Consider the following 21,748-nt stretch of genomic DNA (forward strand, 5'->3'; position numbering starts at 1 on the left):
TTTACATGTCAAAGAATACTATTTACGAAACAGAATTCAATTTTCCAGGTCAAAAGAATGTCTATAAAGGCAAAGTAAGATCGGTATATACTTTAGAGAACGATATGTTGGTCATGGTGGCTACAGATAGGTTGTCTGCTTTTGATGTAGTGATGCCAAAAGGTATACCGTATAAAGGTCAAATTCTAAACCAGATCGCCACGCAAATGATGGCTTCCACCGAAGATATTGTACCTAATTGGTTAACTGCTACTCCCGATCCAAATGTAGCTGTAGGTGTTGCTTGTGAGCCTTTTAAAATTGAAATGGTTATTCGTGGGTATTTATCTGGTCATGCAGCTAGAGAATATAAACTAGGTAAAAGAATGCTTTGTGGCGTTGCAATGCCAGACGGAATGAAAGAGAATGATAAATTCCCTAGTCCGATTATTACTCCTGCAACTAAGGCAGAAATGGGAGACCACGATGAAGATATCTCTAAAGAGGATATTTTAAGTAGAGGGATAGTTTCTGCGGATGATTATGCGGTGTTAGAAAAGTATACCTACGCACTTTTTAAAAGAGGAACAGAGATAGCTGCCGAAAGAGGATTGATTTTGGTAGATACCAAATATGAATTCGGAAAAACTAAAGAAGGTAAAATTGTTTTAATTGATGAGATACACACTCCCGATTCTTCAAGATATTTTTATTCTGATGGATATCAACAACGACAAGATGCCAATGAACCTCAAAAGCAACTTTCTAAAGAGTTTGTAAGGCAGTGGTTAATCGCAAATAATTTTCAAGGTTTAGAAGGACAAACGGTACCGCACATGACTGATGAGTATATTGATTCAGTTTCTGAGCGTTATATTGAACTTTACGAGCATATTACAGGTGAGCCTTTTGTTAAGGCAGATACTACACACATTAATGACCGTATTAATAGAAATGTATTGAATTATTTAGAGAGTCTTTAAAAGACTATCTAATTAAATATTTAAGCGAGAAATTTTTCTTTTCCTTTAAACGAGAAATTATTTTTAAGAAGGCGACTGCCGTTATATAGGCGTCGCCTAATGCGGTATGTCTATCCTTTTTAGATATTGAAAATTTATCGGCAAGCTCATCTAGTGAATAATTAGTTTTTGGCTGAACTAAATACGATTTTATAAGGGTTTTTTTATAGATAACTCCCGTATCTAATACGGTGTTTTTTAATTTAGGTAAACCATTTCTTTCTAATGCCGTATTTAGCATACCCATGTCAAAACCGGCATGGTGTGCTACTATAATAGCATTACCTACATATTCCAGAAATTTCTCAAGTGCCAAAATTTCACTAATACAGTCCCGTTGCCCATTTTTTAGAAGTCCGTGTACATGTACTGTATCTTTACTAAACTTTTCTTGCGCTAAATAAATATCAAAAACTTCTTGAACAGATAAGGTTTCTCTTTTGATTTTTACGGCACCAATAGAAAGTATTCGGTCCTCGTCAAAGCTGAACCCTGTTGTCTCTGTATCTAAAACGACAAATACAAGGTCTTCAAAATTTTTGTTCTGAGTTTCCTTAAATAGATTGGCGTAGTTTACCCAAAACTCAGGTAGATTTTTAGGTGTTTTTCTAAATAATCCCATTAGCCTAAAATATTAGTAACCTTAAAACGTAGTGTTATCAATTCTTGAATTTCTTTAATTGCTTTAAAGGTGCGCTTTAATTTCATTTTTTCTTGCTTACTCAATTGATCTAATTGAATAAACCGTCCTGAATCATGATTAGCCAACCCTTGTCGTGTTCTAAACTTTAATAATGCTTTAGTGGCATAAGAGCAAGCCATGTACAACTCTTGATTATTAGGTTCTAGTTCTGCCAACTTCTCATACCTTTCCCACGTATTACTAATTGCTTTTACAGAATGCGATAATATCAAGACCCTGGCAGCATCAATTAACGGTCTTAATGCTCTGCTTTTTAAATCAAAAGAATCTTTGTGCTGCCCATCTTGCTCAACAACAAATTGTCTAAAAAACCCCGTTGGTGACGGACTCTGTAATGCTCCGTTTGCCAAGTGCACTAAGAAAATGGGGTAATTACCAACAGTTCTGAATATGTGTTCAGACATATTGTCCAATAAACTACGTTCACCATAGGCCAAGCTGTAATCGAAAAATATGGAGGACATAAGTACTTCGTTCGGTCCGGGGTTGCCTATCCAATAAGACAATTTATTTTTCCATTCTTGTAAGCTTAAGCACCATTTAGGGTTAGATGCCATCATATCTGCAGGGCAGTATTCGTAACCTATGGTATTTAATCCTTTGGTTATATGCTTTGAAAGTTCTAAAAAGTACGTTGTGGTTTTTGATAAATCTTCTTCGGGTACATCTTCAAAGACCAAGGCATTATCTTGATCTGTATGTAAAAGTTGCTCGCTTCTACCTTGACTTCCTAATGCCAACCACGCAAATTTTACAGGCGGTGGAGCGTCCATTCTTGCAAGAGAAATTTCAACAACCTGTTTTATGCAGGTATCATTTAGTTCTGAGATAATTTTAGCAATTAATCCTAACGGAATATTTTGCTCTAAATACCCGCTCAAAAGCACCATAACACTTTTTCTGATTTGCTTTATCTTTTTAATTTTCGAGGTACGTTTAATGGCTTTTACCAAAACGGCTGGGTTATCACCTAACGAAACCATAACATCATGCTTAGATAAAATACCTAATGCATTAGAATTTGGGGTACCGTCTTGGGTAATGACCAAATGACTGATGTTACTTTTCATCATGGCCATTTGTGCTTGGGTAATCGTTAGATTTTTAGGGTAAGTGATTACCGGTGCCGTCATTATAGATTTTACAGAAGCTGTAATAGGCTGCTCACCAGAAATTACTTTATTTCTAAAATCTTTATCTGTTATTATACCTACAGGTAAATCGTTGCTAGTAACTAGAATAGAGCCGATTTTCTTTTTAGACATGATATCGGCAGCTTTTTTGATGGTAGTTCTTGTAGAACAGGTCACCAATTTTTTTGAGTAACTGGCTAATTGTAGGTCTGGTAGTAGGACGTCTTTGGTGACTTCTTTTTCATCTTCATTATCGAAGAGTTGCCCTTTTTGGTCTTTTGCATACGGGTTGCGGGTATTGGAGGCAAAACTCTCCATCAAAAAAATGCTTACCTGCTCGTTCTTCTTTGCAATAGGTTTAAAAATATCAATGGGGATTCCGTAGAGAATGCATTCTTCATGTGCTCTAGCTTCTAACTTATAATTTTCATTGGCAAATAGCGGGCGTAAGCCAAAAATATCTCCCTCATCGCAATAGTCAAGAACATTCGAAGAAGCGGCGTTGTTCAAGGTAACGGCACCTTTATGAACTAAGTAAAAATGAGAATGTTGAGGTTCATCTACCTTAAAAATAATACTGTTCTTTTCTTTGTAGACAATTAGCACTTGTTCAGCAAGCTGAAATATCGATTTGCTATCAAGAAGATTAAATGGCGGGTAGTTTTTTATAAAGTCGGCTACCCTTTCAGAAATCAGGTTTTTCATATATTAAAGTTAGCGGAATATCGGCTTATAAAAAAAGGACATCCATTTATACAACTACAAATTAAAAGGAGCTTCTTTTTAAAACAGTTTTAGCAATCAGTCAAGAAAACACCAACTGCTAATCCGCCTTCAGAGGTTTCTTTATATTTAGAGCTCATATCTTTTGCAGTTTCCCACATGGTCTGTACTACTTTGTCTAACGGGACTTTAGCTGCTGACGGGTCAGAACCCAAAGCAAGCTCGGCTGCATTAATAGCTTTTATAGCACCCATCGAATTTCGTTCTATACAAGGTATTTGAACCAAACCTCCGATAGGGTCGCAAGTAAGACCCAAATGATGTTCCATAGCAATTTCTGCTGCCATAAGTACCTGTTCGGGTGTGCCACCTAATAGTTCGGTAAGTGCACCTGCAGCCATAGCTGACGATACGCCTATTTCTGCTTGGCAGCCACCCATAGCAGCCGATATTGTTGCGCCTTTTTTAAAGATGCTTCCTATTTCGCCGGCAACCAATAAAAATTGCTTTACATGTTCAAAATTACCTGCATGGTTTTCAATGACCATATAATACATTAATACAGCAGGTATTACTCCTGCGCTACCATTTGTAGGTGCAGTAACAACACGACCTAAAGATGCATTTACCTCATTTACACTAAGTGCAAAACAACTTACCCATTGTAATATTTGACGAAATTTCACTTCTGTCTGTCGTATGGTCTGTAACCATTCTTCGGGTGTAGAGTATGGCAATTCACTTTTGAGTTTGCTATGCATTTCAAAAGCCCTGCGTTTAACATTTAATCCGCCAGGTAAAATACCTTCTGTATGGCATCCGGTATACATGCATTCTAACATGGTAGACCAGATGCGGTTTAATTCGTAATCGATCTTCTCATCATCTCGTAAAGATCTTTCATTCTGTAAAACAATCTCAGAGATTGGTAGATTTTCACTTTTACAAAATTCAAGTAGTTCGGTTCCTTTCTGAATAGGAAAAGGAAATTTATTGAACATGTCAACTTTACGCTTGGCATTCTTTCGTTCCTCACTAATAACGAAACCGCCACCAATAGAGTAGTATGTTTTTGATATTAATCTGCCAGATTTCAGTTTTGCCTTAAAGGTTAATCCGTTGGCATGAAAAGGTAGAAACTCTCTATTAAAAATAATGTGCTGTTTTGGATCGAACGTAATTTGGTATTTACCATCTAAATGTAAAATATGTTCGTTCTTAATCGTCTGTACTAAAGAGTCTATTTTATCGATAGGTACTAATTCTGGATCAGCACCTAATAACCCTAACATAACGGCATAGTCAGTGGCATGGCCCTTACCTGTTAATGATAGCGAACCATATAAGTGAACCTCGACTTCTTCTACTTTTTCGAGATTGTTTTTCGAGTTTAAACGAGCCAACCACCTTTCGGCAGCGCGCCATGGACCGAGCGTGTGGGAACTTGAAGGACCTACGCCAATTTTTAGCATATCGAAAACACTTATACTTTCTATTTCCAAATCAAAGTTATTTATTGGCTAAGGTACAATGTTTAAAACACGTATTAACTATACTAAAATGGCATATTTTTCAATAAAAAATGACGATTAATGACATCATGTCAGTTTTTCTTGCTTGGCATATTGTTTGTCATTTACAAATCGATTGTAAAATAAAGCACTTAATTTAAAACATATAAAATGAGTAAGATTATAGGAATAGATTTGGGTACTACAAACTCCTGTGTTTCCGTAATGGAAGGTAATGAGGCAGTAGTAATACCGAATGCAGAAGGAAAAAGAACAACACCGTCTGTTATCGCTTTTGTTGAAGGTGGCGAAATTAAGGTTGGTGATCCAGCTAAAAGACAGGCAGTAACCAACCCTACAAAAACCATTTATTCTATTAAAAGGTTTATGGGTAACAAATTTACAGAATCTAGTAAAGAAGCTGAAAGGGTACCTTATAAAGTAGTAAAAGGTGATAATGATACACCTAGAGTTGATATAGACGGTCGTTTATATTCTCCTCAAGAATTATCTGCAATGATTCTTCAGAAAATGAAGAAAACGGCAGAAGATTATTTAGGTCAAGAAGTTACTCGTGCGGTAATTACTGTACCTGCATACTTTAATGATGCCCAAAGACAAGCAACAAAAGAAGCTGGTGAGATTGCAGGTTTAACTGTAGAGCGTATTATCAATGAGCCAACTGCTGCGTCTTTAGCGTACGGTATGGACAAAAAAGATACGGAACAAAAAATAGTTGTTTTTGATTTTGGTGGTGGTACGCATGATGTATCTATCTTAGAATTAGGAGATGGTGTTTTTGAAGTATTAGCTACTGATGGTGACACTCACTTAGGTGGTGATGATGTTGATCAAAAAATTATTGATTGGTTGGCTGATGAGTTCAAGTCTGAAGAAGATATGGACCTTAGAAAAGATGCAATGGCTTTACAACGTTTACGTGAAGCTGCTGAGAAAGCTAAGATTGAATTATCATCTTCTGCACAAACAGAAATCAACTTACCATACGTTACAGCTACCGCTTCAGGACCTAAGCACTTGGTTAGAACTTTGACAAGATCAAAATTCGAGCAATTAATTGCTGACTTGGTAAAAAGAACTATTGAGCCATGTGCAAGTGCAATGAAGGCAGCTGGTTTGAAAAATAGTGATATTGATGAGATTATCTTAGTTGGTGGTTCTACAAGAATACCTGCAGTACAAGAGGCTGTTGAGAAATTCTTCGGTAAGAAACCTAATAAAGGAGTTAACCCAGATGAGGTTGTAGCGGTAGGTGCTGCAATACAAGGTGGTGTTTTAACAGGTGATGTAAAAGATGTATTGTTATTAGATGTTACTCCGCTTTCTTTAGGTATTGAAACTATGGGTGGTGTAATGACAAAATTAATAGAGTCTAACACTACGATTCCTACAAAGAAATCGCAAGTATTCTCTACTGCATCTGATAATCAGCCTTCAGTTGAGATTCATGTATTACAAGGTGAAAGACCAATGGCACCTGATAACAAAACGATCGGTAGATTCCATTTAGATGGTCTTCCACCAGCACAAAGAGGAACACCTCAAATTGAAGTTACTTTTGATATTGATGCTAACGGTATCATTAAAGTTTCTGCAACTGATAAGGCAACGAACAAAACTCAGGATATTCGTATTGAAGCTTCTTCTGGTTTAACTGAAGAAGAAATCAAGAAGATGAAAGCTGAAGCTGAAGCAAATGCTGAATCTGATAAAAAAGCTAAAGAAACTGCAGATAAGTTGAACGAAGCAGACGGAATGATTTTCCAGACTGAATCTCAACTAAAAGAATTTGGAGATAAATTATCTGACGATAAGAAAAAACCAATTGAAGATGCTTTAGCAGAATTAAAAGCTGCATATGAAACTAAAGATTTGGCGGTTATAGCACCTGCTTTAGATAAAATCAATGAAGCTTGGAAAGTTGCATCTGAAGAAATGTACAAAGCGCAAGCTGATGGACAAGCTGGTGCTCCTCAAGGAGAGCCAACTGCTGATGGTGGTGCTGAAAGTGATAACGTTGAAGACGTTGATTTCGAAGAGGTTAAATAATATAACGTTAAGTTGTTATAAAAAAGGGACGGTATATACCGTCCCTTTTTACTTTTACATCATAATTTTTTATCCCTAGTTATAATAAAGTAATTTTGCAATATGATTAAAAAATACTTTCGGACTCTTTTTATCATTGTTATCGCAGTAGTTCAGAACATACAAGGTCAAGAAATTCAGATTTTCTCCCTTGAAGATTTTGATTTGAAGGGGCAAGTGAAATCATGCTTGGTTAGTACCGATTATGGTAAAGAGGAATATGATTTTAATAAAAAGGGATTTTTAACGAAATCAGTTACGAGATACAACGATCAAGATTATGACGCTGTGTATTACAAATACAGTAATGGTGAACTTTTAGAAAAACGTTCAGAGTCATACAGAAATAATACGTTCGATGCCAGTACTTCTATTGCTCATTTTTATTCTATCGATTCTACCGATACGATGAAAATTCAAGAACGAATTTTTTCATATGATAAACAGTTTTTAGATGAATACATATATGTTTATGATGAGTTTGGCGATTTAGCTAGTATAAAAAGAACCAACAATGATGGTACCGATGTAACACAGATTGAACATAAGAAGTTTCAAGGGGAAAACACCATTACTTATTTACTAAACGATGTGCCGTTGAAATCAATTCGTACGTCTACCCAAAAGCTTAAAAATAGACCTGAACAAAGAATTGTTTTGACCAAAGAGTATGTAAAAGGGGAAGAAAATTTTGCCTTTGAAGAAGTATTTACTTTGGATGGAAGATTAATGGCGCAGCAAGAATTCGAATATAATGTGCAAGCGAAGAAATTTGAGCCAACCACGAGAACTAGTTATACCTATGATGACATGGGTATGTTGGTTTCTGAAACGGCAAAAAGAGGTGCTGGTATTATAAAGAAAGAATACATCTATCAATATGATAAAAAAATAGAAGGCAACTGGATCAAACAAATTGTAACGCCCGATAATACTTATACTACTAGAAAAATTACTTATTACCCAGCTGACACCAAAGTTATAGAAAAGTAAAGCTATTTCTGATTAGTTTGCCATTCTTCCCGTAATAGACCGTAGCAACACGTATTTCTTTTAAAGCCATTTAGTAGATAAACATCTTTTCGTAGCATGCCTTCTAATGTGCAACCTAATTTTTCAACTGCCTTTCTGGAAGCTAAATTTCTTTCATCTACGCGGAATTCCACTTTTTCAAAATCTATCGTAGTAAAAGCATATTCAAGCATTAATTTTTTCATTTGAGTATTTAATCCCGTGCCTTGAAATTCACGTCCGATCCAAGTGGAACCAATATGCAAAACTTTGTTTTTTGAATTGATGTTCATAAAACGTGTACAACCTGCAAAAGCGTTATACTTTCTATCATAAATAATGAATGGTATGCTAGTGCCTGTTTTTTGCTGTTCTAGTGCGGTTTCTACATAGTTTTTCAAACTTTCTGGTGTTGCAATATCAGAAGGGGAATATTGAACTAGATTCTCTTGAGATGCAATGGAAATAAGCTTTTCAAAATTTTTTATGGTTAGCGGACTCAATACAACCCGTTCATTTTCTAAAGTTGGTGTGTTGTTCATTCTGCCAGTTGATTTATAATTTCTTTTTTAAGCTCATGTCCGCCATCAAAAGTGATGTATTGTACATTATCACCAAAAAGGGTTTTAAGTTTACGGTTCTCTTCTATTGATTTGTCTGGGGTAATGTATTGATCCTCGTTTCCAAAAACTGAAATAATCTCTGTATCACTTTTTAAATGTGTAAAATCTGATTTTTTCAATTCCGTAGGTATTCCGCCTGCATAAAGAATCAATTTTGAGCAAGTCAGTTTAGAATACGCCAAATATCGTAACGCTATCGAAATGCCTTGCGAAAAACCGAAGAAAATAATTTTACAGTTAGCTGGTAATTTTTCATGTGCTATTACAGCATCTAAATAATTGTACAGGTTAGCTGTTTCAAGTGCCGTGTTTTCTTTGGTCAACCAACTAGCGCCTACATGTTTATATTCATTTTTTAAATAATATTTTGAAGGTGCCTGGGGTGCGATAATGTAGTTTTCGTTTTCGGGTAGTTCATTGAAATACTTTAGAAAAAAACGACTCAAAAATCCTATACCATGAAAAACAATCCAGACGCGTTTGGTATCACTATGCAATTTATTTAAAGTCTGGTACGTGTTTGTAGTATTATAAGTAACATTTTTAATTTGATTTTCCATAAAGTATACAATTCATTCAAGCTTTTCTGTTGGTAATGTAATGCTTAATTTTACAAAAAAAAGAATGAACGACTACAAAGAAAAAATTTTGAAGATTTGTAACGAAACTTCTAAGAATACTTTAATGGAGACCTTAGATATTGAATACATTGATGTAGGTGAAGATTTTTTGTTAGCCAAAATGCCTGTAACACCTAAAGTACATCAACCAGATGGCGTTTTACATGGTGGGGCAACAGCGGCACTTGCCGAAAGTGTTGGTAGCGCTGCGTCTTATGTTTTTTTAGACGGTAATAAGTTTTTCGTTCGAGGTATAGAGATTTCTGCAAATCATGTGAAAAGCATAAAAGAGGGTTTTGTTTATGCTAAAGCAACAATCCTACACAAGGGTAGAACTACTCAGTTATGGGAAATTAGGATTACTAATGTAGATGATCAGCTAATTTCTCTATGTAAATTAACCACAATTACATTACCTAAAGTATAATATGGTGCAAGAACTTTTTAATCGAGCTGCAAGTTGCTTGAAAGAGCAGTTGCCGTTTGTCTTGTATAGTAAACCTAATGATACCGAATTGATCGGAGTTTTTCAAAACAACGATGCCATTCATGAGGTTAGAGATTTCACTGAAACCGGATTCGTTTTTGCTCCGTTCGATTTGAATTCAGATGCTATAGTATTGAAAATGGATGCTGTAGAAAAAGTTCAATTAAATAGGTCTCATGAGCCTTTATCTATTGAGAATAAAACACCTGAAAGTGACACGATAGAGCAGACTAGATATGAAAAGCTACTATCGAATGCCATTCATGAAATCAGAGAAGGTAAATTCAATAAAGTAGTTTTATCGCGAAAAATTGAAGTTGATTACAAAGATGATTACTTTGACATTTACCTGCGAATTCTTAACGGATATAAAAATGCATTCTGTTATTTCTGGCATCACCCTAAAATAGGAACTTGGATGGGGGCTACACCAGAGATTTTGGTAAAAAGTAACGGTTCGCAATTTACGACAATGTCTTTGGCAGGTACTCAAAATTCTGTTGGTGACGCCAAGCCACAATGGTCTGATAAAGAATTGAACGAGCAGCAACTAGTAACCGATTATATTTTTGATACTCTAAAAGATAAAGTGATATCTCTAAATAGTTCTGAGCGAGAATCGGTAAAGGCAGGTCAGCTTTGGCATCTTCGAACAGAAATGAAAGGTACTTTTGCCCCGAATAAATTTGGTGCTGTTTTAAAAGCGCTTCATCCAACGCCTGCCGTATGTGGGAGTCCGTTAAAAAAAGCAAAGGAGTTTATTTTAGAAAACGAATTGTATGAGCGGACTTTTTATACAGGTTTTCTTGGGGAACTAAATACGAAATCAGAATTATCAAGAAATAAGAATCGTAGAAATCAAGAGAATAGCGCGTACCGAAGTATAATGAAAACTTCTGAACTTTTTGTAAATCTGCGCTGTATGCAATTATTCAAGGATAAAGCCGAAATATATGTTGGTGGCGGAATTACTGCTGACTCTATTCCTGAAAAGGAATGGGAAGAAACTGCTTTAAAAAGCAAGACTATGTTTCGCATTCTGAACAGTAAATAGACGCTTAACTTTTGGGTAATAACCCGCTTTGGTCGTATTTTTGAACTACATGAAATACTCCGCTATACCTACCGCACAATCAATTGTTTCGCATTGCCAAGCAAAGAATATTTCTAATATTATAATTTCGCCTGGTTCTAGAAATGCGCCTCTTACTATAGCTTTTGCAGAGAATCCGTTTTTCAAATGCTACAGTATAGTCGACGAGCGTTGTGCTGCATTTTTTGCATTGGGCTTAGCGCAACAGTTGCAAGAGCCTGTGGTTGTTTTATGTACCTCTGGTAGTGCACTTTTAAATTACTATCCGGCAGTAGCGGAGGCTTATTTCAGTAATATTCCGGTAATAGTTATATCTGCTGATAGACCGGTCTATAAATTAGGAATAGGAGATGGGCAAACCATTAATCAGCAGAATGTCTTTGAAAATCATATTAGATATTCTGCCAACCTGAGACAAGATGTTAGTCATTCTACAGAAAAGGTTATGCATTATAAACAAGAATGGTTTGATGGAAAAGCGGTTAATGATGTTCAGCATGAAGTGCAAAATTATAATGATGAAGAATTAAACCGAGCTTTTGAAATTGCATTTACAACGAATTGTCCGGTTCATATAAATGCGCCTTTTGAAGAGCCTTTATATAATACGCTAGAACAACCTTCGGTATTGCCAGAAATTAGTGCGATACCTGCTAAGTTAAACAGTGTTATAGATTTAAAGCATCATAAGAATATTTGGAATTCCTCTATTCGTAAAATGATATTAGTAGGGGTTAATACTCCGAATGCCATTAAAGACATTGTTTTAGAAAAGTTAGCTAATGATCCTAGCGTTATAGTGTTGACTGAAACAACATCGAACATTCACCATCCTAGTTTTTTCAATAGTATTGACTCTTTAATTGCACCTATTGAAATGCATGCCGAGAAGGAATTGGAATTTGAAAAATTGAAACCAGAGGTCCTTATCACCTTTGGCGGACTCATAGTTTCAAAAAAAGTAAAAGCATTTTTAAGAAATTATACGCCAAAGCACCATTGGCATATTGATGGTCAATTTGCGAACGATACTTTTTTCTGTTTAGAAGAGCATATAAAAGTTTCTATTAATGATTTTTTTTATGAAATGTATGCTGATAGCCCAACTTTAGAAAGCAATTATTTTTCTCATTGGAATGTGGTAAAAGAGCAATATGAGCTAAAAAGAGAAGACTATTTAAAAGAGATTCCGTTTTCAGATTTTTTAGCATTCAATCATATTTTAGAAACTGTACCTAATGATTATATGTTGCAGCTGGCAAATAGTTCTACTATTAGATATACACAGTTATTTAATGTTAACCCTACGCTAAAAGTATTCTGTAATAGAGGTACTAGTGGTATCGATGGTAGCACGTCTACAGCTATTGGAGCATCTTTGGCAAGTAGTTCTCCTACATTATTTGTTACGGGTGACCTTAGCTTTTTCTATGATAGTAATGCCTTGTGGAATAATTATATAAAAAGTAATTTTAGAATTATAGTCATCAATAATAATGGTGGTGGTATTTTTAGAATACTACCGGGCAAAGAAAATACAGAAGTGTTTGAAACGTATTTTGAAACACGACATTCGTTGTCAGCAGAGCATCTTTGTGCTATGTATGGGTTCAATTATAGAACGGCAAAATCATCCGAAGAGTTAAAAGAGGAATTAAGTACGTTTTTCAATGAAACTGGTATTCCGCAATTACTGGAAATTACTACGCCTACATTAAAAAACGATAAAATTTTGATTGATTATTTTCGTTTCATATCTTAGTGGGGTAATAACCATTAATTATAACACATTTAACATGAGTAAAAGAGACGATTTAATTGAAAAGTATGCTGCGGACATCAAAGATAAATTTGGTGAAAATGCAGATATGGACTTGCTTAAGAAAGTAACTATTGGTCTAGGACCATCTATTTACAACATCGATGCTTCTAAAGTATCTGGTAGTGATCAAAAAGAATTGGATACTGTAAAGAACAATTACTTGATCAAAAAGTTAGGTCTTCCTGATAATGCTAAATTAGATGAAGCACTTGCAACTGTTATGGACAAATACGGTTCTTCTAACAGAAACAAGCATAGAGCAGTAATCTATTACAAGCTTTGTCAACATTTCAATAAAGCATCTGTTTACGATAAATAGTCAGATGTCAATTAATTTAAAGACCGTTGCCATTTTTGGAAACGGTCTTTTTTTTTACGTTAAGATTTTAAATATTTAAAATGTAATTTTGCAACATGATAGAATTAGGACGTAAAAACAATCTGGAAATATTAAGAGATACTAGTGTGGGTCTTTTTTTAGGTGATGAAGAAGGAAATGATGTTTTGTTACCAAATAAATATGTACCCACCGAATATGAAATTGGTGAGAAAATAACAGTTTTCTGTTACTTAGATTATGACGAAAGACCTGTGGCAACTACGCTAGAGCCAGATATAATGCTTGGTGAGTTTAGGCTGTTGCAAGTTGCTGAAGTCAATGAATTTGGTGCTTTTATGCAGTGGGGTCTTGAAAAACACCTATTAGTACCATTTCGTGAGCAACGTGTAAAAATGAAAGAAGGGCAGTGGTATGTAGTACACTGTTATTTAGATGAGCGTTCGGGTAGATTGGTTGCTTCGAACAAATTAGATAAGTTCTTGAGCAACGATACCGTGGATCTTAAAGAATGGGAAAGAGTTGATCTTGTAGTTACCAGACAAACCGATTTAGGTTGGGAGGTAATTGTAAATGAAAGGCATAAAGGCTTGGTCTATTTTAATGAAGTTTTTAAGCCAATAAATATTGGAGATGTTATACCAGGTTGTATAAAGACCATTAGAAAAGATAATAAATTAGATATTTCTTTACAGCCATTAGGTGCGAAGGTTTTAGAACCTGCTGCTAAGAAAATTTATGAAGTATTAGTAGAAAGTGGTGGTTTTTTAGGACTACATGATAAATCTGCACCAGAAGAAATTAGAGATGTTTTTCAAATGAGTAAGAAAACATTTAAAAAAGGTTTAGGTACCTTATATAAGGACAGGAAAATCAAAATTGAATCTGACGGCATAAGCTTATTAGATAACTAATAATGACGTGTAGGAAAAATCTTTAATAATTGATTTTCAGCATTATATCTTAAATAATTGACAAGTTTATTGTTAAAAGTTGCATTTAGTTTTATTTTTGTATCAAATAAAAAGTTATTAACAATTTTTAACTTACATTTAGGTTTTAAGCGTAAAAATTACCCCTGTATATGCCCTTTATAGAAGAAAGCGATTTACTAGAATTACATAAAGACGTCGATAAAGCTCAAATTATCAATGAGCGTTTATTAGATCAAATAAAGTTTAAGAACAAAGAACTCAAAAAGAGTAAAATTCAGCGAAATATATTCGCAGGGGTTACAGGTCTTTTTTTAATTGGTGGTTTGGCTTTTACTTCATTTACAGCAGGTTTGTCAAGTTCAGGTGGTTTTAATAGAAAAACTTCTAATGATTTAGTATTGACTTCTATTGATAGTGTCGATGCCATTAGAACTCGTTTAGAAAATTTAAAAGAGCAGAACGAAGAGCTGAGCCTCGTAAAAGAATTCTATTTGGCTAAAGAGTTCTTGCAGAAAGAAAAAATATATTCGGTACAAGTAAAATCATTTGTAGATAACAATGTTACTTTGGCCTCTGAAGCTTTAACAAATACACTTTTCGTTAAAACCAATCCATTTTACTCATACTCTTTAGGTAATTTTGAAACTTTAGAAGAGGCGCAATCTTTTAGAAAACAATTGGTTGATATAGGTTTTGGCGATGCTTTTGTAGCTTCATATCAAGATGGAAAAAGAATTCAAATAGAAGATCCATATTAGTGATTAAAGTTAAAGCTTGGCTCAACGCAGCAAGACTTAGAACGCTTCCCTTATCAATATCTGGTATTCTCGTTGGTACAGCAATTGCTGCATACTATGGCGAAACCAATACCTATATTTTTGTATTAGCCTTACTTACTACAATAGGTTTACAAGTTACTTCGAACTTTGCCAACGACTATGGCGACGGAGTAAAAGGTACCGATAACGATACAAGGGTTGGACCAAAACGAGCTTTACAAAGTGGACTATTGACTGCCCCGCAATTGAAGGTGGGTATATATGTTAGTATCATTGTCAATGTTATACTTATTGTTTTATTAATTATAGTGTCATTCGGACTAGAAGATATTTTTTATCTATCATTATTTTTGCTTTTAGGTGCGTTTGCCATTTGGGCTGCCATAAAGTACACCGTAGGTAAATCAGCTTATGGCTACAATGGTCTAGGAGATATTTTTGTTTTTATTTTCTTCGGATTAGTGAGTGTCTTAGGTTCCATGTTCTTATATCTTAAAGCTATCTCTTTGATGGCTTTTTTGCCAGCAATAGCAATTGGTCTTTTAAGTGTAGGTGTGCTTAACCTTAATAATATGAGAGACATAAAATCTGATGCACTGGTCGGTAAAAATACCATGGTGGTAAAGATGGGCTTATTAAAGTCGAAAAGATACCATTATAGTTTGTTGATTATTTCAGTTTTATGCTTGTTTTTCTTTTTACTTACAACAAATGCATCACAAATACGTTATCTATGTCTTATTGGCTATGTGCCGATACTAATACACATGAGAAAAGTAGCTGAAACGAGTAATGAGGCAGAACTTGATCCAGAGCTTAAAAAATTAGCTTTAAGCACCTTTTTTATCGCTCTGTTGTTTTTTATTAGTTATTATTATTTTTTGTAATTTTGAGTATAACCCACTAACCATTTTAAGCCTTGGAACAACCCATTAAAATTCTAATTGTTGAGGATAATGTCATCATTGCCGATGATATGCAATCTATGCTAGAGGAAATAGGATATGAAATAGTTGATAACGTAATTGTTTACGAGCAGGCTGTTGAAGTTTTAAAAACCCAACAGGTCGATTTAGTTCTTATCGACATCATTTTAGCTTCAGATAAAACCGGTATAGACTTGGGTAAGCATATTAGAGAGAATTATGATATACCTTTTATTTTCGTAACCTCTAACTCTGACCGTGCAACAGTAGAAAATGCCAAAACTGTAAAACCAAATGGTTATTTAGTTAAGCCTTTCGAGCAACAGGATCTTTACACATCAATTGAAATTGCGTTATCTAATTTTATTTATGGTAAACAGACTGCCGCAAATAATGGGGTGGTAAATGATACCAGTACAGAAGATGTTGCAATGTCAAATTCAATATTGAAAGATTCTATTTTTGTTAAAAAACAGCATCTTTATTATAGGATTCAATTTGGAGATATTCAATTTATAAAAGCTGACAACGTTTATCTAGAAGTAAATACGGTCGATAAAAAGTTTTTGGTACGTTCGCCTTTAAAAGACTATTTAGAGAAGCTACCACAAAATAAATTCTATAGAGCACATAAGTCTTACATCGTAAATGTGGATCATATAGATGCTATCAATTCCAAAGATATTATGATCAATAATACGTTGATACCGATTTCTAAAGATTTTAAAGAATTTATCATCTCGGCTATGAATTCATAGTCTTGGTCTATTATATATTAAAACACCTTTAGGGGTGTTTTTTTTTTTGATATTTTTGTGATAAAAGGTATTTATTCATCGTTAAAACGTATCTTTTTAACGATGAAATACACTTCTCTCTATTTGATTTTCGTTTCACAACAACTATTGCAGGTTACACAACAAATAATACTTAAGCCAATTGCTTATGTATAATTTTGAAGTATTAGAAATTGTATGTTTTTTGACTAGAATTTGATCTAATTAGAAAATCAACTTCAATTTTTATTTTTTTATTGAAAAGTACGTAGAACACGCTTTTTGAGTTTATGGTTATTTGACAATCATGTAATGGTAGCTCACAACAAAAATTTAGTAGAATCAGGTATAAGTTTTAAGTTTGATTCAGCTTTTATTGAGATATGAAAAAACAAGTTATTTTGAGATTAGTATGCACTTTAATCTTTAGTGCAATTACGTGCCTAGTTATTGCGCAAGATACTGTGGCAACTCAGAATGAAGATTACTACAGGCAATTTCAAGATTTAGAGAACGGCGAGTTACGTTCGTTCTTCTTTTTTAATACTCCCAACCGTTACAATCAGAATTCACCATACGATTGGTTAGATACCGTAAAGGTGTACTTAAATAGTTCTGAGAAGACTAAAGACTCAACTTCTATTCGCAATTACCAACTCATAGAATCTCAAATTTACTATGATTTGGGTAACTACGAGAAGAGCTTGGCTATTGCAAGACCTTTGTATGAGAACATAACAAGTTTAGATGTAGAATCTAAACAAAACATTTTGGGCATATTAGATTCTAATTACGCCATGCTTGAATTGTATGATAAGCAAATAGAGATTAGAAGGGTCAAGCGAGAATTAGGATTTACCGACAATGTTGCTTTTTATGATATATATGCCAGCCTTGGGCAGTATAGAAAAGCGATGCGCGATTACATGACCGAAGAGAAAAGAGATCTAAAAGATGATGATTATTATGGTCAAGCTATATATAATAATACTATTGGTAATTATTTAAGATTAGACAAATCGACACCAACAGCACTTAGTTATTTTAAGAAAGCAGAAGGACTCATAAAAGTATTTTTAAGTGATGTAACCAATCAACATTCTGATAAGGAAATTGCCGATGGCAGAATTTTAAACGGATTGATTATTGGTAACATTGGTAAATGCCATGTGCAATTAGGAGAGTACGAAAAGGCGATTCCGTTTTTAGAAGAGAGTAGAGATATTATTAAGAAATATAATAAAAGTAAATTCTCTTCTGATATTATTGAAAATACACTTGCGCTAGCAGAGTGTTATTTAAAATTAGAAAATTACTCTAAAGCAACAGATTATTTAAGTGATGATCTTAATCCTATTAAATCTGATAATATTTTAAAGCGCAATAGAATTTACGCAGATTACTATTTTAAAACGGGCGATTTTGAAAATTCTACTGTCTATTTAAAGAAGAATATAAAAATAAGAGACTCCATAGATGCCTTGGCATCTAACATTAAAAATCAACAATTAACTTCTGTTGTTGCTCAAGATCTAGAGAATTCTAGAAAAATGATGGAGCAACAAAAAAATCAATTAGAAGAATCTAGAAAAGATATTAAGGCAAGAGACGATAAAATTAGCTTGGTGTTTGTATCCTTAATATTTACACTTATTGGTTTTGCTGGTTTGGTTTATGCTTATTTAAAAAGTATTAAAAATCAACGCTTGATCGCAGAGCAAAAATTTATAATTGAGAATGCCTTGGTAGAAAAAGATTCTCTACTTAAAGAAATTCACCATAGGGTTAAGAATAATCTTCAAATGGTTTCTAGTTTGTTAAGTCTACAAACCAAGAACACAAGAAGTAAAGCTGCTATTGAAGCCTTAGAAGAAGGTAAAAGTAGGGTTAAGGCAATGGCGTTAATACATCAGAAATTGTATCAAAACGACGATTTATCTGTTATTGAAATGCAGGGTTATATTGAAAGTTTAATTAATAGTATTCAGTCTGTTTACAAAAAAGGAGGTCATAATATTAATATCACTATCGATGCAGAAGGCGTTGAACTTGATATTGATCGAGCAATTCCGTTCGGACTTATATTAAATGAGTTAGTTTCCAATTCATTTAAATATGCTTTTCCTAATGATGACAGTGACGGTAAAATATATATTCACTTAAGAAAATTGTTAGGTCAAGAAGGCTTTTTTGAATATACCGATAATGGTATAGGTTTGCCAGAAGATACTGAAGAGCGTGCAAATTCTTCTATGGGTATTCGTTTAATGAACAGATTGGCAAATCAGCTTCAAACTTCTTTAAATACTGATAAGACCACTGAGGGTGTACGTTTTTGGTTTAATTTTAAATAAATTATCGCACTTTACTTTTTAAAACAACTTTGTGTAACAGTTTAGGGAAGAATCTTTTTAGGTAAATTCCGTATTTCTCCTTTCCGCCCACATAGGTCTCAAATTTTTTCTTTTTAATTGCAGAGATAATTTCTTTTGCACATTCGTTAACGGGCATTCCATTTTCCGTAGCATTATCTTCTTTTTGTAAAGCAGACCCATCACCGGTTAATGCATTTTTGGCGACGTTGGTTTGTATAAATCCTGGGCAAATAATCGATACGTTGACATTGTCTTTCTCATGTTCCATACGCAAAGCATCAAAGAAACCGTGTAACGCATGTTTTGCGCCGCAATAGCCCGAACGATAGGGAGAAGAGAACTTTCCCATTAAACTGGTTACAGTAACGAAATGACCACCTTTTTGAGCTATGAAATAGGGTAGTAGGTGTTTTGTTAGTTTAATAGTACCCAAATAATTAACGTCTATCATTTGTTGATATACTTCAAATTTTGTGTCAATGATAAGTGAACGTTGACTTAGTCCGCCATTATTAATCAAAATATCTATTTTTCCATAGATTGATATGGCCGTTTCGGTTATGCTTTCTAGTGAGTCAAATGCATTTAAATCTAAAGGAAGTATAGCTGCATTTTTAGTAATTTTACATTTACCTTTTACTTCTAAAAGAACATCCGCTCTTCTTGCTGATAGTATAATTTTTGCTCCAAGTATATTTAACTGATATGCTAATGCTTCTCCAATTCCAGAAGATGCTCCTGTTATCCAAATCACCTTATTTTCTATACTGGCCATTCCATTGTATTTAAGTTCAAAATATAGTTAAATTTGTGCGATATTATGAAGGCAACATTTAAAAAGTATCTCCTAAATTTTAAAAACCCTAGCGGAACTTCTAGAGGAATTCTGCGAACCAAAGAAACTTGGTTTCTCTTTTTAGTAGATGAAGGAAAATGGGGTGTCGGTGAATGCGGACTTTTTAGAGGCCTTAGTTTTGATGATGTTCTTGAATACGAAGAGAAATGTGCATGGGTTGCAGAAAATATGAATTTGGGCGAAACCGAATTATTGAAGCAGCTAAAGAATTTCCCCAGTATTCAATTCGGCATTGAGCAGGCTTTTATGTCGCTGCGTTCTAAAAATCCGTTTCACCTTTTTGAATCTTCTTTTTTAAATCATCAAGAGCCAATTTCAATTAACGGATTGGTTTGGATGGGGGATAAGGAGTTTATGCATCAGCAAATAGAGGATAAACTAAATGATGGTTTTTGTTGTATAAAAATGAAAATTGGAGCAATAGATTTCGATACTGAAATAGCATTACTTAAATCTATTAGAGAGCGTTATTCAAAAGAAGCGATTGAATTACGTGTAGATGCTAACGGAGCATTTTCGCCACAGGAGGCTTTATCTAAATTAGAAATTTTATCGAAACTCGATTTGCACTCTATAGAACAGCCTATTAAACAAGGGCAAGCTGAAGAAATGCAATTACTCTGCAGAAATACACCTTTGCCGATTGCTTTAGATGAAGAATTAATTGGGGTTGTAGATGTAATAAAAAAGGCAGCGTTACTACAAACCATACAGCCACAATATATAATTTTGAAGCCAAGTTTGGTTGGTGGTTTTGCAGGAAGCGGTGAATGGATTTCTATTGCTGAAAAAAATAATATCGACTGGTGGGTTACAAGTGCATTAGAAAGTAATATTGGGTTAAATGCCATTGCACAGTGGACGGCAACATTAGGTAATGAAATGCCACAAGGGTTAGGGACCGGGTCTCTTTTTACGAATAATATAGAGAGTCCGTTAGAAGTGAATCAAGGAGGTTTATTTTATAACAACTCTAAAAAATGGAATACAAATTTAATTGAAAGTTTATGTATATAGAACAAGGGTATAAAGGTGATTTAGGTTTATGGAAATATTTAATTATTCCTGGTTGTTTTATAGGGTTTATGATATTGAACTATATCGCAATAATATTGTCACCAGTTAGTGTAGAGGATAGCATGGCGCAATTGATAGCTAGCTTAGGCTCTAATCTTGTATTGATTATTTTACTTGTTCCATTGGCTGTAGGTCTATTTGTGGTGCTTGGGTGGACAAAATTAGTGCATTCTCAAAGCATTACTAGTTTAACAACATCCAGAAAAAAAATAGATTGGAAAAGAGTTTTTTTTGCTTTTGGTATTTGGGGACTGATAACAATAGTTTTAACTTTTATTGGTATTTATTTATCTCCTGAAGATTACCTGTTTAATTTCAAGTTGATGCCATTTTTAAGTTTGGCTTTAATTGGAATAATCCTAATTCCTTTACAAACTAGCTTTGAGGAGTATTTATTTAGGGGTTATATGATGCAAGGGTTGGGTATTGCTACAAAAAATAGATGGATACCTTTAGTTGTTACTTCTGTGTTATTTGGATTAATGCATTTGGGAAATCCTGAAGTAGAGAAACTGGGTTATGGTATTATGATATACTATATAGGTACTGGTTTTTTTCTTGGTATTATAACCCTTATGGATGAAGGTTTAGAGCTTGCCTTGGGTTTTCATGCCGCTAATAATTTAATTGGAGCGTTATTGTTGACTGCTGATTGGACTGCTTTTCAAACTGATTCATTGTACAGGGATGTTTCTGATCCAATTTTAGGTTGGGATGTTTTGGTGCCGGTATTTATAGTTTTCCCAATTCTATTATTAATCTTCTCAAAAAAGTATGGCTGGACCAACTGGAAAGAAAAATTAACAGGAAAGGTATTGTCTGAAGAAGAATTTTTAAAATTAGATAATTAG

20 protein-coding genes are annotated in these 21,748 nt (G+C 34.2%); 14 read left to right on the plus strand and 6 right to left on the minus strand.

Features of this window, described 5'->3' with window-relative positions:
- Positions 1 to 5 precede the first annotated feature (5 nt).
- Positions 6 to 962 (plus strand): phosphoribosylaminoimidazolesuccinocarboxamide synthase, encoded by a 957-nt coding sequence (locus ACEN2N_RS15885; RefSeq protein WP_441825237.1) that lies wholly within the window; start codon positions 6 to 8, stop codon positions 960 to 962.
- A 4-nt stretch (positions 963 to 966) separates the two neighbouring features.
- Here the strand turns inward: ACEN2N_RS15885 and ACEN2N_RS15890 are convergent, their stop codons facing one another.
- The 3 genes from ACEN2N_RS15890 to ACEN2N_RS15900 all read right to left on the minus strand — a co-directional run bounded on the left by ACEN2N_RS15890 (position 967) and on the right by ACEN2N_RS15900 (position 5,056).
- Complete coding sequence (locus ACEN2N_RS15890) at positions 967 to 1,623, minus strand: 3'-5' exonuclease (RefSeq protein WP_441825238.1); 657 nt, start codon at positions 1,621 to 1,623, stop codon at positions 967 to 969.
- The gene (locus ACEN2N_RS15895; protein ID WP_441825239.1) at positions 1,623 to 3,542 is read right to left on the minus strand and encodes a DUF294 nucleotidyltransferase-like domain-containing protein; all 1,920 of its coding nucleotides are present in this window, start codon (positions 3,540 to 3,542) and stop codon (positions 1,623 to 1,625) included. The genes ACEN2N_RS15890 and ACEN2N_RS15895 overlap by 1 nt, the downstream gene beginning before the upstream one ends.
- 89 nt (positions 3,543 to 3,631) lie before the next feature.
- On the minus strand, positions 3,632 to 5,056 hold the full coding sequence (locus ACEN2N_RS15900; protein ID WP_441825299.1) for an L-serine ammonia-lyase: 1,425 nt from the start codon (positions 5,054 to 5,056) through the stop codon (positions 3,632 to 3,634).
- 186 nt (positions 5,057 to 5,242) lie between these two features.
- Here ACEN2N_RS15900 and dnaK point away from each other — a divergent pair, with 186 nt between their 5' ends.
- A complete protein-coding gene (gene dnaK, locus ACEN2N_RS15905) occupies positions 5,243 to 7,141 on the plus strand; it encodes a molecular chaperone DnaK (RefSeq protein WP_441825240.1) in 1,899 nt (632 codons plus the stop codon).
- 102 nt (positions 7,142 to 7,243) lie between these two features.
- Complete coding sequence (locus ACEN2N_RS15910; protein WP_441825241.1) at positions 7,244 to 8,173, plus strand: hypothetical protein; 930 nt, start codon at positions 7,244 to 7,246, stop codon at positions 8,171 to 8,173.
- Positions 8,174 to 8,175: 2 nt separating this feature from the next.
- Here the strand turns inward: ACEN2N_RS15910 and ACEN2N_RS15915 are convergent, their stop codons facing one another.
- Positions 8,176 to 8,733, minus strand: a complete 558-nt coding sequence (locus ACEN2N_RS15915; protein WP_441825242.1) for a GNAT family N-acetyltransferase — start codon at positions 8,731 to 8,733, stop codon at positions 8,176 to 8,178.
- A complete protein-coding gene (locus ACEN2N_RS15920) occupies positions 8,730 to 9,374 on the minus strand; it encodes an alpha/beta hydrolase (RefSeq protein WP_441825243.1) in 645 nt (214 codons plus the stop codon). Before ACEN2N_RS15920 ends, ACEN2N_RS15915 begins: the two co-directional genes overlap by 4 nt.
- Before the next feature lie 64 nt (positions 9,375 to 9,438).
- Between ACEN2N_RS15920 and ACEN2N_RS15925 the strand changes: the two genes are divergently transcribed.
- The 9 genes from ACEN2N_RS15925 (at position 9,439) to ACEN2N_RS15965 (ending at position 18,943) form a co-directional block, all read left to right on the plus strand.
- Positions 9,439 to 9,861 carry a PaaI family thioesterase gene (locus tag ACEN2N_RS15925; RefSeq protein ID WP_441825244.1) on the plus strand — a complete coding sequence of 141 codons (423 nt, stop codon included), beginning with the start codon at positions 9,439 to 9,441 and terminating at the stop codon, positions 9,859 to 9,861.
- Position 9,862: 1 nt separating this feature from the next.
- Positions 9,863 to 10,975, plus strand: a complete 1,113-nt coding sequence (locus ACEN2N_RS15930) for a chorismate-binding protein (RefSeq protein WP_441825245.1) — start codon at positions 9,863 to 9,865, stop codon at positions 10,973 to 10,975.
- 49 nt (positions 10,976 to 11,024) lie between these two features.
- The gene (gene menD, locus ACEN2N_RS15935) at positions 11,025 to 12,776 is read left to right on the plus strand and encodes a 2-succinyl-5-enolpyruvyl-6-hydroxy-3-cyclohexene-1-carboxylate synthase (protein WP_441825246.1); all 1,752 of its coding nucleotides are present in this window, start codon (positions 11,025 to 11,027) and stop codon (positions 12,774 to 12,776) included.
- A 34-nt stretch (positions 12,777 to 12,810) separates the two neighbouring features.
- Positions 12,811 to 13,155, plus strand: a complete 345-nt coding sequence (locus ACEN2N_RS15940) for a DUF2853 family protein (RefSeq protein ID WP_441825247.1) — start codon at positions 12,811 to 12,813, stop codon at positions 13,153 to 13,155.
- 95 nt (positions 13,156 to 13,250) lie between these two features.
- Positions 13,251 to 14,087 (plus strand): CvfB family protein, encoded by an 837-nt coding sequence (locus tag ACEN2N_RS15945; RefSeq protein ID WP_441825248.1) that lies wholly within the window; start codon positions 13,251 to 13,253, stop codon positions 14,085 to 14,087.
- 170 nt (positions 14,088 to 14,257) lie between these two features.
- A complete protein-coding gene (locus tag ACEN2N_RS15950; RefSeq protein WP_423998942.1) occupies positions 14,258 to 14,866 on the plus strand; it encodes an SPOR domain-containing protein in 609 nt (202 codons plus the stop codon).
- Entirely contained in the window at positions 14,866 to 15,774 is a 909-nt protein-coding gene (menA, locus tag ACEN2N_RS15955; protein ID WP_441825249.1) for a 1,4-dihydroxy-2-naphthoate octaprenyltransferase, read from the plus strand. The genes ACEN2N_RS15950 and menA overlap by 1 nt, the downstream gene beginning before the upstream one ends.
- 32 nt (positions 15,775 to 15,806) lie before the next feature.
- The gene (locus ACEN2N_RS15960; RefSeq protein ID WP_441825250.1) at positions 15,807 to 16,571 is read left to right on the plus strand and encodes a LytR/AlgR family response regulator transcription factor; all 765 of its coding nucleotides are present in this window, start codon (positions 15,807 to 15,809) and stop codon (positions 16,569 to 16,571) included.
- Between the two features lie 419 nt (positions 16,572 to 16,990).
- Entirely contained in the window at positions 16,991 to 18,943 is a 1,953-nt protein-coding gene (locus tag ACEN2N_RS15965) for a tetratricopeptide repeat-containing sensor histidine kinase (RefSeq protein ID WP_441825251.1), read from the plus strand.
- 1 nt (position 18,944) lies between these two features.
- Here the strand turns inward: ACEN2N_RS15965 and ACEN2N_RS15970 are convergent, their stop codons facing one another.
- On the minus strand, positions 18,945 to 19,739 hold the full coding sequence (locus ACEN2N_RS15970) for an SDR family oxidoreductase (protein WP_441825252.1): 795 nt from the start codon (positions 19,737 to 19,739) through the stop codon (positions 18,945 to 18,947).
- Positions 19,740 to 19,784: 45 nt separating this feature from the next.
- On the opposite strand from ACEN2N_RS15970, the gene ACEN2N_RS15975 reads away from it, so the two are divergent.
- Both ACEN2N_RS15975 and ACEN2N_RS15980 read left to right on the plus strand, forming a co-directional pair.
- A complete protein-coding gene (locus ACEN2N_RS15975; protein WP_441825253.1) occupies positions 19,785 to 20,837 on the plus strand; it encodes an o-succinylbenzoate synthase in 1,053 nt (350 codons plus the stop codon).
- A complete protein-coding gene (locus ACEN2N_RS15980) occupies positions 20,828 to 21,748 on the plus strand; it encodes a CPBP family intramembrane glutamic endopeptidase (protein WP_441825254.1) in 921 nt (306 codons plus the stop codon). The genes ACEN2N_RS15975 and ACEN2N_RS15980 overlap by 10 nt, the downstream gene beginning before the upstream one ends.

It is taken from the genome of Maribacter spongiicola (genome assembly GCF_052119685.1).
Lineage (GTDB): Bacteria > Bacteroidota > Bacteroidia > Flavobacteriales > Flavobacteriaceae > Maribacter > Maribacter spongiicola_A.